Origin of the sequence: Glycomyces sp. NPDC049804, assembly GCF_040674615.1 — a bacterium.
GTDB lineage: Bacteria > Actinomycetota > Actinomycetes > Mycobacteriales > Micromonosporaceae > Glycomyces > Glycomyces niveus.
This window is the reverse complement of record NZ_JBFAMQ010000005.1, coordinates 35,239-48,138: the sequence shown is the minus strand read 5'-3', so window position 1 is coordinate 48,138 and position 12,900 is coordinate 35,239. Positions and strand designations below refer to the sequence as shown.

At 71.4% G+C, this 12,900-nt stretch carries 12 protein-coding genes; 5 read left to right on the top strand and 7 right to left on the bottom strand.

Annotated features, from left to right (window positions below; translation table 11 throughout):
- Window positions 1-259 precede the first annotated feature (259 nt).
- The 4 genes from AB0K52_RS09255 (at window position 260) to AB0K52_RS09240 (ending at window position 4,020) form a co-directional block, all read left to right on the top strand.
- Window positions 260-1,198 (top strand): LysR family transcriptional regulator, encoded by a 939-nt coding sequence (locus AB0K52_RS09255; RefSeq protein WP_363528519.1) that lies wholly within the window; start codon window positions 260-262, stop codon window positions 1,196-1,198.
- Window positions 1,199-1,291: 93 nt separating this feature from the next.
- Window positions 1,292-2,635 (top strand): UDP-N-acetylglucosamine 1-carboxyvinyltransferase, encoded by a 1,344-nt coding sequence (locus tag AB0K52_RS09250; protein WP_363528516.1) that lies wholly within the window; start codon window positions 1,292-1,294, stop codon window positions 2,633-2,635.
- 55 nt (window positions 2,636-2,690) lie between these two features.
- Window positions 2,691-3,254 carry a hypothetical protein gene (locus tag AB0K52_RS09245; RefSeq protein ID WP_363528513.1) on the top strand — a complete coding sequence of 188 codons (564 nt, stop codon included), beginning with the start codon at window positions 2,691-2,693 and terminating at the stop codon, window positions 3,252-3,254.
- A gap of 202 nt (window positions 3,255-3,456) precedes the next feature.
- Window positions 3,457-4,020 (top strand): PadR family transcriptional regulator, encoded by a 564-nt coding sequence (locus AB0K52_RS09240; protein ID WP_208495071.1) that lies wholly within the window; start codon window positions 3,457-3,459, stop codon window positions 4,018-4,020.
- 7 nt (window positions 4,021-4,027) lie between these two features.
- On the opposite strand, the gene AB0K52_RS09235 is transcribed toward AB0K52_RS09240, so the two are convergent.
- Entirely contained in the window at window positions 4,028-5,377 is a 1,350-nt protein-coding gene (locus tag AB0K52_RS09235; protein ID WP_208495072.1) for an Hsp70 family protein, read from the bottom strand.
- Between the two features lie 446 nt (window positions 5,378-5,823).
- Between AB0K52_RS09235 and AB0K52_RS09230 the strand changes: the two genes are divergently transcribed.
- Window positions 5,824-6,165, top strand: coding sequence for an RNA polymerase-binding protein RbpA (locus AB0K52_RS09230; protein ID WP_205327476.1), 342 nt, complete (start codon window positions 5,824-5,826; stop codon window positions 6,163-6,165).
- Window positions 6,166-6,190: 25 nt separating this feature from the next.
- On the opposite strand, the gene AB0K52_RS09225 is transcribed toward AB0K52_RS09230, so the two are convergent.
- From AB0K52_RS09225 to AB0K52_RS09200, 6 genes are all read right to left on the bottom strand, one after another.
- Window positions 6,191-6,712 carry an FxsA family protein gene (locus AB0K52_RS09225; protein ID WP_363528509.1) on the bottom strand — a complete coding sequence of 174 codons (522 nt, stop codon included), beginning with the start codon at window positions 6,710-6,712 and terminating at the stop codon, window positions 6,191-6,193.
- Window positions 6,709-7,500: a polyprenol monophosphomannose synthase gene (locus AB0K52_RS09220; RefSeq protein WP_363528507.1), complete on the bottom strand. Its 792-nt coding sequence runs from the start codon at window positions 7,498-7,500 to the stop codon at window positions 6,709-6,711. Before AB0K52_RS09220 ends, AB0K52_RS09225 begins: the two co-directional genes overlap by 4 nt.
- A gap of 12 nt (window positions 7,501-7,512) precedes the next feature.
- Window positions 7,513-9,198 carry an apolipoprotein N-acyltransferase gene (lnt, locus tag AB0K52_RS09215; protein WP_363529522.1) on the bottom strand — a complete coding sequence of 562 codons (1,686 nt, stop codon included), beginning with the start codon at window positions 9,196-9,198 and terminating at the stop codon, window positions 7,513-7,515.
- A gap of 522 nt (window positions 9,199-9,720) precedes the next feature.
- Window positions 9,721-11,310, bottom strand: coding sequence for an amidohydrolase family protein (locus AB0K52_RS09210; RefSeq protein WP_363528504.1), 1,590 nt, complete (start codon window positions 11,308-11,310; stop codon window positions 9,721-9,723).
- Between the two features lie 13 nt (window positions 11,311-11,323).
- Window positions 11,324-12,079, bottom strand: a complete 756-nt coding sequence (locus AB0K52_RS09205; RefSeq protein WP_363528501.1) for an amino acid ABC transporter ATP-binding protein — start codon at window positions 12,077-12,079, stop codon at window positions 11,324-11,326.
- Window positions 12,076-12,858 (bottom strand): amino acid ABC transporter permease, encoded by a 783-nt coding sequence (locus tag AB0K52_RS09200; RefSeq protein ID WP_363529519.1) that lies wholly within the window; start codon window positions 12,856-12,858, stop codon window positions 12,076-12,078. The genes AB0K52_RS09205 and AB0K52_RS09200 overlap by 4 nt, the downstream gene beginning before the upstream one ends.
- Window positions 12,859-12,900 lie beyond the last annotated feature (42 nt).

Below are 12,900 nucleotides of genomic sequence, written 5' to 3'. Positions count from 1 at the left end.
TGCCGCGACACGGTCGTCACCGGATCGTCGTCGGGCCAACCGCAAAACGGGCAGCACTCCATGACCGCGTCCTCCTTACAAGGCTTCGGGTTTCGTTCTAGGGACGAGCGCCGGCCGAATCCGCCCTTAGCGGCATCCGCGCACTGTTCTCACGCTCAATACGAGGTTAAGGTCCCAATCGTCCGGGCTACAACACCTTGGTGACGCTAGTTTGCGAAACTCATCGTGAAGCGCGTACTAAAGCGATTGGGGCCACACCGTGATCGACCTGAGGAGACTGCACGTGCTGCGGGCGATCGCCCACCACGGCACGGTCTCCGGCGCCGCCAAAGCGCTGCACATGTCCACATCCGCGGCGTCGCAGCAGATCCGGCTGCTCGCCAAGGACCTCGGCGTGCCGCTGCTCGAGCCGGTCGGGCGCGGCGTGCGCCTCTCCTCAGCGGCGCAGGTCCTCATCGCCCACATCGACGCCATCGAGGCCATGTGGCGCCTGGCCGAGGCCGAACTCCAGGCCACCGAGGGCGAACCGTCAGGGATGCTGCGCCTGTGCGGCTTCCCCACCGCGATCGCCACACTCCTGGCGCCGCTGGTCGACACCGCCCGCGACCGCCACCCCGCGCTCGAACTGCGGCTGCGCGAAGCCGAGGCGTCCGAGAGCTTCGACCTGCTCTTCGCCGGGGAGGCCGACCTCGCGCTCGTCGAGGCCACCCCCGACAACCCGCCGCCCGAGGACATCCGCTTCGACGCGCAGACGGTCTTCAACGACCCGTTCGACCTCGTCGTGCCCGGCGGCCACTGGTGCGCCGACGGCGAGGCGGTCGACCTGCGTGAACTCGAGCGCGAGCCGTGGATCATCGGCGTGCCCGGGTCGATGCACCGCCGCCACGTGCTCACCGCCTGCTCCAACGCGGGCTTCCGCCCCACCGTCCACGGCGAGGCGCGCGAATGGAACGTCATCGCCGTCATGGTCGCCCACAAGATGGGCGTCGCGCTCATCCCCCGCCTGGTCGACCTCCCCCACCACCTCGACCTGGTGCGCGTGCCGGTCTCCGGGCCGTTCACCCCGTTCCGGCACTTCAGAGCCGTGACGCTGCGCGGCGGCGCCCGCCGGCCCTCGGTCGCGGCGGTCATGGAGATCCTGAACGAGCAGGTGCGCGCCGCAGAAGGCATCGGGCCCCTGCCCGAAACCCAATCCTGAACGGTGGATCCTGCGATTTCACCAGTACTGAGCAGGGCGGTCAACTGAACGTGATCGACCCTACTGGACACTGAACTCCGTTACGCTGACCGCATGTTCGACTACGGCGGCGATCCCGCGACCTCCGGCCCCCGCCACCTCCGCGTGCACGGCGGCACCGCCCTGACCGGGTCGATCGACGTCAAGACCTCCAAGAACGCCGGCGTCGCACTGCTGTGCGCGAGCCTGCTCAACCGCGGCCCCACCGTGCTGCGCCGCGTCGCCCGCATCGAAGAGGTCAACCGCATCCTCCGCGTCCTCGACTCCATGGGCGTGGCGCACGAATGGCTCGGCGACGAGGGCGACCTGCGCCTCCAGCCGCCCGAACGCCTCGACCTCACCCGCATCGACGCGGACGCGGCCCGCCGCACCCGCTCGATCATCATGTTCCTCGGCCCGCTCCTGCACGACTACGCCGAGTTCGAACTGCCGTTCGCCGGCGGCTGCGAACTCGGCGACCGCACCGTCGAACCGCACCTCAACGCCCTGCGCCGCTTCGGCCTCTCCGTCGAACGCTCGCACGGGTGCTACCGCGCCACCGTCAAGGAGCACGTCGAACCGCCCCGCGCGATCGTCCTGACCGAACGCGGGGACACCGTCACCGCGAACGCGATCATGGCCGCCGCCCGCTACCCCGACGTCACCGTCATCCGCAACGCCTCCTGCAACTACCAGGTGCAGGACCTGTGCTGGTTCCTCGAACGGCTCGGCGTGCGCATCGACGGCGTCGGCACCACCACCCTCACCGTCCACGGCGAGGCCGAGATCGACACGGCCGTCGACTACGCGCCCGCCGAGGACCCGATCGAGGCCTGGAGCCTCGTCACGGCCGCGATCATCACCGAATCCGAGATCACCGTGCGCCGCACCCCCATCGAGTTCGTCGAGATCGAACTCGCGCTCGCCGAGGAGATGGGGCTGGCGTACTCCCGCAGCGACGAGTACCTGGCCGCCAACGGCCGCACCCGCCTCGTCGACCTCACCGTCCACCCCTCGCCGCTGCGCGCGGCAGCCGACAAGGTCCACCCGATGCCCTTCCCGGGCCTCAACATCGACAACCTGCCGTTCTTCGCGCTCATCGCCTCGTGCGCCGAGGGCGGGACGATGATCCACGACTGGGTCTACGAGAACCGCGCGATCTACCTGACCGAGCTCAACCGGCTCGGCGCGCGGGTGCGGCTGCTCGACCCGCACCGCCTCCAGGTCGACGGGCCGGTGCGGTGGACGGGCGCCGAGGTCGTCTGCCCGCCCGCGCTGCGCCCGGCCGTGGTGCTGCTGCTGGCGATGCTGCGCGCCCAGGGCACCTCGGAGCTGCGGCACGTCGACGTGATCCACCGCGGCTACGAGCAGCTCGCCGCGCGCCTCCAGCTGCTCGGCGCCGAGATCGAGCCGCTCTGACCTCGCGCGAACCACGGCCGCGAAAGGCCCGCGACCGTATGTGACACTTCCATTCATGAACATGCCGCCCGATGTGCCGCCCCAGACCTTCGCGCTCCTGAGCCTCCTGCAGGCCCACCTCAAGCACCTCGACAAGGTCGAAGGCGTCGTCATCGGCAGCCCGCAGTGGGAGGCGACCGTGGAGTCCACCAAGTCCGTGGTCGCCGCCAAGTCCCCCGGGCTCGCGATCACGGCCGAGGACATCCCGATGATCGTCGGCACCGGCTCCCCCGACCGCAAACGGCGCCTCTACGCCACGATGCCCGTGAGCCCCGAGATCGCGGCCCTCGCCGACGAGTCCGAAGTGGCCCTGTTCTCCTACAACCGGCGCGGCCGCCTCCAGCCGGCCAACCGCACCGCTTCCCGGTCGCAGTCGCGCGCCTGGTACCCGCCCGCGAAAGCCCTCGCCCCCATGCGGATCATCGACGACACCGTGTGGGAGCCCGTCGTCGCCGCGACCGGCGACAGCGGCCGCCCCGGCATCATGGAGGCCGCCGCCGGCTGGCTCGTCCTCCTCGTGGTCATCGCCTTCATCGCCGCCGCGGGCTATCTGCTCCTGTGGTTCTTCGACATCATCTGAGCCCCCTCGAGAGCGACCGCCCGAGCCTCCTGTTTTCGCTGCTCAGCAAGCGAATCGGGAGGCTCTTCCGCGCTTTGTCCTTCTTGGTGAGTGCGCGCGCGAAGCGCGTGCTCGTGCTTCGAGGCGGCCGATTTCGTTGACTGACAAGGAGGTTTTCTACCTCGGAGTCGATATATCTTGTGAGAACTGCCATAATGGACGCATGCTGAAGATGGCCATTCTCGGATTCCTGCGGGACTTCCCGCTCCACGGCTACGACCTCAAGAACCGGGTCGCGAGCCTCGCCGGGCACGTCCGTCCCATCGCGGACGGGACGCTCTACCCCACGATCAAGAAGCTCGAGGACGCGCAGTGCCTCACCCGGCGCACCGCGCCGGGGTCGGTCGCGGCGCCGCGCCACATGCTCGAGATCACCCAGACCGGCACCGACCAGCTGCGGCGGTGGCTGCGCGACCCCGAGCCGGGGTTCGTCACCGACGACAACAAGTGGTACGTGCTGCTCGCGTTCCTCCACCACCTGGAGAACCCGCGCGAGCAGGCGCTCGTGCTCGCGCGGCGGCGCGAGTTCCTCGACCAGCCCGCGCAGCTGTTCTTCGACGAGCAGGGCGCGCCGATCCCGCCCGAGCGGCTCGAATCACCGTTCCGCAAGGGCCTCATGCAGATCCACCGGTCGACGAACCTCACCGAGATCGACTGGCTCGACCGGCAGGTGGCCGACCTCAACCGCCGCGCCGGCTTCACGGTCCACCAGCGCGACGGCTCCTAGCGTTCGGCTAGCCGTTAAGGATCGTCGACAGCAGCACGAAGAAGACGACGATCAGGACGATGACGGCCGCGCCCGTCACGAGGACGGCCGGCTCCTGCGTCAGGGGCCGCTTGGCCGGGAGGTGCTGCTGCGGCTGCTGATACGGCGCCTGCGGGGCCGGAGCGGGCTGCTGGTAGGCCGTCTGGGGCGGCAGCATCTGCGGCGCCTGGGGCGGCCGCGGGGCCGACATGTGCCCGGCGGGCGAGACGGGCCCGCCCGAGGTGGGCCGGGTCAGCGGCTGCTCCGAGGGCGCCGGGCCGGAGTTGGCGCGCACGGCGCCTTCGACGACCACGGTCTCGGGCTGCTCGAACGTCTGCGGCGGCACGCCCAGCTTGGAGTGGATGAGCTGGGAGATCGCCGGGATGCGCGAGGAGCCGCCGACGAGGAAGATGCCGACGAGGTCGGCGGGGTTCATGCGGGCGGCCTGGATGGCCCGCTGGAGGCAGTCGACCGTGCGCTCCAGCGGCGGGCGGGCGATCTCCTCGAACTCGGCGCGGGTCAGGTGCGCGTCGACCTCGAGCGCGGGCAGGTGGATGTCGGCGCTCGCGGTGCGCGAAAGCGTCTCCTTGGCGCCGCGCACGTCCTCGTAGAGCATGCGCCGGTAGCGGCGGTCGCGGTCGTCGGCGGGGTTGAGCAGGCGCTTCCACTCCGCAGGGTGGGAGGCGCCGTAGGTCTTGCCGAGGTGCTCGACGATGCCGTGGTCGAAGTCGAGGCCGCCGATGTCGCCGACGCCTTCTTCGGCGAGCACTTCGAAGCCGGTCTGGGTGCGGCGCACGACGGTGGCGTCGAAGGTGCCGCCGCCGAGGTCGTAGATCGCGAGGGAGCGCCCGGGCGGGACGGCGGTGCCGAGCACGGAGGTGAAGTAGGAGGCCGCCGCGACCGGCTCGGGGATGAGCTGGGGGGCGGGGAGCCCGGCGAGGCGGGCGGAGTCGACGAGGATGGCGCGGCGGCGCTCGCCCCAGCGGGCGGGGTGGGTGAGGCGGACCTGGCCGGGCATCTGGCCGGCCTGGCGCTGGGCCTCGAGCGCGACCTGCTGCAGGACGTACGCGAAGACCTGCGGCACCGGGATCTCGGAGGTGCCGAGGAACAGGGACCCGTCGTCGATGCGGCGCTTCGGGTTCGGTTCGAAGCGGGCGGGGTCCATGCGGGCGTTGCGCTCGGCGTCACGGCCGACGAGCATGCGCCCGTCGGAGTTGTAGTAGACCGCCGAAGGCAGGATCGGGGCACCGTCGAACAGCAGGGGTCGTACGCGTCCGTCGGCCGAGCGGAGCACGGCGACGGTGTTCGAGGTTCCGAAGTCGATTCCAAGCACGTGCATGTGAGATCTCCTTGTCTGTTGGACACCTTACTGGGCGCGTCCACGCCGGATGCGACCCGTTCGGTGTTCACGGGTCGCTCGCGCCCCGTTCGCACCGCGGTGGCCGGTTGGGCTGGACGGCGTTTGCCTACAGGTGACGGCGGGCGCGGAAGGGGACGAGCGGCATCTCACGTGCTCGGCCGCGCGGATACCGGCCGGTGTTGTGTCACACTTCAAGGGGACGTCCGTGGGCGGCCGCAGGAGCGCCGGGCCACACTTGGGGGTCCGCATCGCGAACGCGGCGCCTGGGAACGGCGGTGCCGGGAAGGATCCGGCCGCGTCCCGGCGTTGTACGAAGCGAAAACCCCAGGAATCGGCGTGATCGGCTGGGGAAGCGCGCCGGCCCAGGGCTGACCGGGCCGGCGGCGAGTGGCAAAGCGAATGCTCCAGAGGAAGTGCAGGGGAACATGGGCGACAGAATGCTGAGGGGCTCCCGTCTCGGCGCCGTCAGCTACGAATCGGACCGCAACACGGAGCTGGCGCCGCGCCAGACCCGCGACTACGTGTGCCCGCAGGGCCACCGCTTCGAGGTGCCGTTCGCGGTCGAAGCGGAGATCCCGTTGACGTGGGAGTGCCGTCTCGACGGTTCGACGGCCAAGCTGGTCGACGGCGAGGAGCCGGAGACCAAGAAGGTCAAGCCGCCGCGCACCCACTGGGACATGCTGCTGGAGCGCCGCTCGATGGAAGAGCTCGAGGAGATCCTCGACGAGCGCCTGCAGGAGATGCGCGCGCGCCGCGGCGAGCGGTAGCACGCTCAGCCAGCCAGAGGCTTGCTTACGGGCCCGGGTCGATGGACCTGGGCCCGTTTTTCGCGTCCCCGTACCTGACCGGCGCGTCCGGGTCGGGGTCGCGCTCGCCGATCACTTCGCCGTCGATGACGTCGCCGCCGCCGAAGCGCATCACCGGGGCGCTCGCGGCGAGCCAGCGGCCGAGGCCGCGGAAGAGCAGCCGGGTGGGCGGGAAGAGCAGCAGCAGGCCGATGAGGTCGGTGACGAACCCGGGGACGATGAGGCACACGGCCCCGGCCAGCGCGTACCCGTTGGGCAGTTCGCGCGAGGGGTCGCCGCCGGAGTTGAGGTAGTCGCGGGCGGCCCGGAACGACTTCCGGCCCACGTGCCCGACGAGGGCGATGCCGAGCGCGGTGGTGCCCACGAAGACCAGGACGGTGTAGGGGAAGCCGATGAGGTAGGCCAGGCCGAAGAACGCGGCGGCCTCGGCGATGACCCAGAGGGCCAGCGCGAGCCGGAAGGCGAACGGTGCGCGTTTGGGCGCCGCGGGCGGCTGCTGGTACGTCACCCTTCGATTCTGCCACGCCGGAGGGCGCTCTTGAGCTGGCGCGCGCGGTGGGCCAGACCCCAGCGGCTCACGTTCCAAAGGGCCTCAACGGTGATGGCGCCGCTCATCTTGGAGGCGCCGGCGCGGCGCTCGGTGAAGACGATGGGGACTTCGCGGATGTCGAAGCCGGCTTTGACGGCGCGCCAGGTGAGGTCGATCTGGAAGCAGTAGCCGACGGAGTTGACGGTGTCGAGCTGGAGTTTGTGGAGGGCGTCGAGGCGGTAGGCGCGGTAGCCGGCGGTGACGTCCTTGACGCGCAGGCCGAGCATGGCGCGGGTGAAGACGCCGGCGCCGCGCGAGAGGGCGAGGCGGTGGAGGGCCCAGTTGCGGACGGCGCCGCCGGGGATGTAGCGGGAGCCGATGGCGACGTCGGCGCCGCCGTCGAGGGCGGCGAGGAGGCGGGGCAGGTCGGCGGGGTCGTGGGAGCCGTCGGCGTCCATTTCGACGACGGTGCGGTAGCCGCGCCGGGCGGCCCAGTCGAAGGCGGCGAGGTAGGCGGCGCCGAGGCCCTGCTTCTCGGCGCGGTGGAGGACGTGCACGCGGGGTTCGGCGGCGGCGAGGGCGTCGGCGAGGTCGCCGGTGCCGTCGGGTGAGGAGTCGTCGACGATGAGGATGTCGATGCGGTCGCATCCGGCGAGGGCGGCGGCGACGGTGGTCTCGATGTTGTCGCGCTCGTTGTACGTCGGAATGGCCACAATGGCCGGACTGGTGTCACTGCCGGCGGGGCACTGGTCCGGGTTCTCGCTCATCGCGTCGGCTTTCTAGGTCTGGCTGCGGCGGTGCTTGACATTGATCAAGATGGCGCAGACCAGGGCCACCAGTGCCGCTCCGGTGAGGACCGCTTCAGGAAGGATACCCACTGTGGAGGCCGGAGTCGAGCGGTCGGAGAGGGTCAGGTCCGATTGGATGACGGCGGCGGTGTTGAACTCGGTGGCCTGGGAGACCTGGCCGGTGTGGTCGGTGAAGCCGGAGACGCCGACGGTGGAGGCCATGAGGCCGTCGCGGCCGTGCTCGATGGAGCGCAGTTGGACCATGGCGAGCTGCTGCTGGGCCTCGTTGGTGTCGAAGGTGGCGTTGTTGGTGCCGACGGCCATGAGCTGGGCGCCGTCGAGGACGGATTCGCGGGTCTCGGCGTCGAAGGCGATCTCGAAGCAGATGAGGCCGGCGAGGGTGCGGTCGCCGACTTCGACGACGCCGGGGTTCTGGCCGTGCTCGAATCCGGCGACGTTGTCGAGGCCTTCGGACATGCGCGGGTCGATCCAGCCGGCGACCGTGCTGAAGAAGGCCTTGTAGGGCACGTACTCGGCGAAGGGCACCGGGTGGCGCTTGGAGTACATGTAGACGGGGCCCTCTTCGGGGTCCCAGACGATCGTCATGTTCGCGCGGGTGCCGTCGTCCTTGTGGACGATGCCGCCCAGGACGATCGGCGCGCCGATGGCGGTGGCGGCCTGGCTGATGCGTTCGTAGGCGTCGGCGTTGGCGATGGGGTCGATGTCGGAGGCGTTCTCGGGCCACATGACGATGTCGGGGCGCTCGGCGCGGCCTTCGTTGACGGCGTCGGCGAGGTCGAGGGTGGCCTGGACGTGGTTGTCGAGGACGGCGCGGCGCTGCTCGTTGAAGCTCAGGCCGAGGCGCGGGACGTTGCCCTGGACGACGGCGACGTTGACGACCTCGCCGTCGGGGGCGGTCGAGCCGAGCGGCAGCGCGAGCGGGGCCAGCGCGGTGAGCGCGGCGGCGGCGGTGAACGCGGCGGCCCTGCGCAGGCCCGCGGTCCGCTTCGTGGACGTCGCCGATGCACGGCTCGCCAGCGTCGCCGAGACTGCGAATCCGGCGGCGAGGAGGAAACCGCCCGAAAGGGCGACGAGGAAGCTGAGGAAGGGCGCGCCGCCGAGCCAGATCGCGGCCGCGGTGGGCGCGTCGGCCTGGCTGAAGGCGAGGTTGCCCCAGGGGAAGCCGCCGAAGGGCTGGCGGGAGCGCAGGGCCTCTTCGGCGACCCAGGCGACGCCGGTGAGGGGCGCCCAGGTCCAGCGGTGGGTGTCGATGAGGCGCGAGCAGGCCGCGAGGCCCATGCCGAGCAGCCCCATCGCGAGCGCTTCGAGGCCGCACAGGAACAGCCACGGCCACTGGCCGACCTGGGTGGAGGACCACGCCAGGAGCGGCAGGAAGAACGCCATGCCGTACACGAAGCCGACGCCGAGGCCGCCGCGGAGGCGGCGGCGGTGGACGGCGGCGCCGAGCCCGGCGACGGAGACGGCCGCGAGGGGCCAGGCGCCGTACGGCGGGAAGGCGAGGACGGCGAGCAGGCCGGAGGCGATCGCGAGGAGGAGCGCGGCGGGGAGGGTGAGGCGGCGCCCGAGCGGGGCGTCGGTGAGCAGGAGCGGGCGGCGCTTCGGCGCGGGCGGCGTCGCCTCGGGCGTCGGGGCGGCGTCGCGGTCGTCGTCGATCACGGTGCTCAAGTAGGGCGCTCCTCGCTCGTACGCGGGCTGGCGGGTCGGTGCGCGGCCCGCGGCGAGGAGTCCTCGCCTTGCCGGTCGGGGCTCTAGCGTACTGCGGGTACGGCAAAGGGGCGTAGCTGTGTCCGGCTACGCCCCTCGCACGGGTTTCTCCCAGTCCCTGTACGGCCGGTGTCCCCTGCGGCGTCCGCTGGTGATCTTCGGACCAACTCGCACCCGTCTGGCTGAGCGTCTACGAGTTGTTGTCTAGGGATCTCCTGCGTCTGCTGCGGGTCCACCACCGGCGACCGGCTCGCCTTCCTCCGCCGACCCCCGCGATCTGGACCTGGCCGCCGGTAGCAGTGCGGCCGCGCTGCCACCTTGTCCAGTCTGCGTGGGAGCAAAGCAAGTCGAGTCGCCCCCGACGTTCGGCGGGCTTCCGTCTCCGGTCGTCCGCCGAGGACCAGACCACCGTAAGCCAAACTGCGCCGATGGCGTCAACCGGGTCGGAATTTTGGTTCCACAATTTTTCTCGCGTCAGGCGTCCCGCGGAGTCGGCGCTGGCCAGGCGGCCGACCAGATCACCTGGCCGTCGGCGATGGTCATGGCGCACTTGGGGTCGGGGACGTCCGGGTCACTCAGGTCGGGAAGTCCCCCGTCCGTGAGCTCCCACACGGTGAAATTCGCGCGGGTGTGCGGGACGAGGGAGCCGGCGTCGTCGACGCCGAGGGCCCTCCAGCCGCCTCTGGTGGCCGCGGTGAAGGCCGCGGCCATCGGAAGGCGGGAGGCGGGGTTGCGGTGGCGCACGGCGGCTCTGACGCCGCCCCAGGGGTCGAGGGCGGTGACCGGCGAGTCCGATCCGAAGGCGAGGGGGACGCCGACGCCGGCGAGCTTCGAGAAGGGGTTGGCGGCGAGGGCGCGTTCGCGGCCGAGGCGGGTGGCGTACATGCCGTCGGGGCCGCCCCAGGCGGCGTCGAACGCGGGCTGGACGGAGGCGTGGACGCCGTGGTGGACCATGCGGGCGATGAGCGCGGCGTCGAGGAGTTCGGCGTGCTCGATGCGGTGGCGGGCATGGCGGATCGCGTCGAGGCCGAGCACGGGTTCGACCGCGTCGAGGCCGTCCAGGACGTTGGCGATCGCGCCGTCGCCGATGGCGTGGAAGGCGGCGGGCAGGCCCGTCCTGTGGCAGTCGAGGAGGTGCGCGGCGACGTCGTCGGCGGTCAGGTACTCGGCGCCGAGGGTGTCGGCGTCGCGGTAGGGCTCGCGCAGGAGGGCGGTGCGGGCGCCGAGGGACCCGTCGGCGGAGAGGTCGCCGCCGCAGCCGTGGGCGCCGAGGTCGCGGGCCTTGGCGGCGGCGCGCAGCTCGCCCCACCAGCCGTGCACGGCGGGGTTGCCGGGGGCCTGCCCGAGTTCGACGAGGCCTTGGAACTCCTTCTCCCCCAGCGGGTCGGCGGCGACGGGGATGAAGTGCTCCGCGACGGCGGCGATGCCGCGCTGTGCGGCCGTCGCCAGGGCGTGCTCGGCCAGCGCGAGGCGCTGGGAGACGGGGACGCGGGTGCCGAGGGTGGCGCGGGCGGCCTTGTGGGCGGCGCGGGTGAGGACGCCGGAGGGGTCGTAGCCGTCGTGGTCGGCGAGTTCGGGGTGCTCGGCGAGGAGGCGCGGGGTGGCGATGCCGGTGTGCCCGCAGGCGCGCGAGAGGTAGGCGATGCGGCCGCCGGCGGCGCGTTCGATCGCCTCGCCGGTGGGCAGGGCCGGGTCGTCCCAGGCGGTCTCGTCCCAGCCGCCGGCGAGGATGAGCGCGTCGGCGGGGGTGGTGCGGGCGAAGGCGGCGAGGTGGTCGAGGACGGCCGCGGCGGAGCGGTCGGCGGCGAAGTGGAGGCCGGCGAGGGCCGCGCCGGTGGCGGTGAGGTGGACGTGGGAGTCGACGAAGGCGGGCAGGACCAGCCCGCCGCCGAGGTCTTCGGTGCGGTCGGCGGCGGGCGCGTCGGTCTCGTCGCCGACCCACTCGATGCGGTCGGCGACGGTGAGCAGGGCCGTCGCGGCGGGACTGGTCGGGCTGTGGACGCGGCCGCCGCGCCACAGGACGCGTTCGGCCGCTGCGGCGCCGGTCTTCTGGAGGAGGCTCATGCCTCCCATGATGTCAGTCGACGGGGTGCAGGATGCGGTGGAGGAAGCTGCGGGCCCGTTCGGTCTGCGGGTTGGACAGGACTTCGGCGGGCGGCCCGGACTCGACGATGACGCCGCCGTCGAGGAAGAGCACCCGGTCGGCGACCTCGCGGGCGAAGCTCATCTCGTGGGTGACCACGAGCATCGTCATGCCTTCGGCCGCAAGGCCCTTCATGACGCCCAGGACTTCGCCGACGAGTTCGGGGTCGAGGGCGCTGGTGGGTTCGTCGAAGAGCATGAGCCTGGGCTTCATGGCGAGGGCGCGGGCGATGGCGACGCGCTGCTGCTGGCCGCCGGACAGCTGGGAGGGCTTGGCCTGCTCCTTGCCTTCGATGCCGACTTCGGCGAGGCGGCGCCGGGCTTCGGCGACCGCTTCGTCCTTGGGGGTCTTGCAGACCCGTCGCTGGGCGATGGTGACGTTGTCGAGGATGGTGAGGTGGCTGAAGAGGTTGAACTGCTGAAAGACCATGCCGATGTCGCGGCGGGCGGCGTCGAGGTCGGCGTCGGGGCCGGTCATGTCGTGCCCGGCGGCGGTGATGGTGCCGTCTGTGGGGGTCTCCAGGAGGTTGACGCAGCGCAGCAGTGTGGACTTGCCGGAGCCGGAGGGCCCGATGAGGCACACGACTTCGCCTTCGGCGATGTCGAGGTCGATGCCGCGCAGGACCTCGTTGTCGCCGAAGCGCTTGCGCAGGCCCCGCACTCGCACGATCGGGGTCGCTTCGGTGTTCATCGGGTTTCTCCTCGCTTCTCGAGGCGGCGGGCCAGCAGACCGAGCGGGATGGTCAGCAGCAGGTAGAGCAGGCCGCCGACGAGCAGCGGGGTGGCGTTGGCCTCGGAGGTGAGCTCGTTGCGGGCGAACTTGGACAGCTCCATGGTGGCGGTGGTGACGCCGAGGACGAACACGAGGCTGGAGTCCTTGGTGAGCATCACGAGCTCGTTCGTCAAGGGCGGGATGACGATTCGCAGCGCCTGCGGCAGGACCACGGTGACCATGGTGCGGGTGTGGCTCATGCCGAGCGACCGGGCCGCCTCGATCTGTCCTCTGGGGACGGCCTGGATGCCGGCGCGGACGCTTTCGGCGATGTAGGCCGAGGAGGTGAGGCCCAGGCCGATGGCGACCTGGCCGTAGACGCCGCCGGGGTACTGGATGCCGGGGAAGGCCTGCGGGACGCCGAAGCCGACGAGGAACAGCACCAGCAGCGCGGGCAGGCCTCGGAAGATCTCGACGTACCCGGTGGCGAACCACCGGTAGGGGCCGAACGTCGAGACCCGCATGAGCGCGATCGGCACGCCGACGACCATGCCGAAGACGAACGCGAGCAGGGTGTAGACGATCGTGTTCCAGAACGGCGTCCACACCGCCGGGAACATCGCGGCGGCGATGTCGAGCTGGAAGAACGAGTCGGCGATCCGCCCCCAGTCGGCGACGACGGCCAGCACGATGACGACGGCGGCGAGGACGGCGTACTGAATCGCGCGGGAGAGGCGCCGCCGCTGCCTCGGGGTCATGCGGCGGTCGAGGGGCTCGGCCCCGGTGTCGGTCGCGGCGTC

Coding starts and splice junctions, on each gene's coding strand:
- AB0K52_RS09250 (WP_363528516.1), top strand. CDS start 1,292: ATGTTCGACTACGGCGGCGATCCCGCGACCTCCGGCCCCCGCCACCTC.
- AB0K52_RS09245 (WP_363528513.1), top strand. CDS start 2,691: ATGAACATGCCGCCCGATGTGCCGCCCCAGACCTTCGCGCTCCTGAGC.
- AB0K52_RS09240 (WP_208495071.1), top strand. CDS start 3,457: ATGCTGAAGATGGCCATTCTCGGATTCCTGCGGGACTTCCCGCTCCAC.
- AB0K52_RS09235 (WP_208495072.1), bottom strand. CDS start 5,377: ATGCACGTGCTTGGAATCGACTTCGGAACCTCGAACACCGTCGCCGTG.
- AB0K52_RS09230 (WP_205327476.1), top strand. CDS start 5,824: ATGGGCGACAGAATGCTGAGGGGCTCCCGTCTCGGCGCCGTCAGCTAC.
- AB0K52_RS09220 (WP_363528507.1), bottom strand. CDS start 7,500: ATGAGCGAGAACCCGGACCAGTGCCCCGCCGGCAGTGACACCAGTCCG.
- AB0K52_RS09210 (WP_363528504.1), bottom strand. CDS start 11,310: ATGAGCCTCCTCCAGAAGACCGGCGCCGCAGCGGCCGAACGCGTCCTG.
- AB0K52_RS09205 (WP_363528501.1), bottom strand. CDS start 12,079: ATGAACACCGAAGCGACCCCGATCGTGCGAGTGCGGGGCCTGCGCAAG.
- AB0K52_RS09200 (WP_363529519.1), bottom strand. CDS start 12,858: ATGACCCCGAGGCAGCGGCGGCGCCTCTCCCGCGCGATTCAGTACGCC.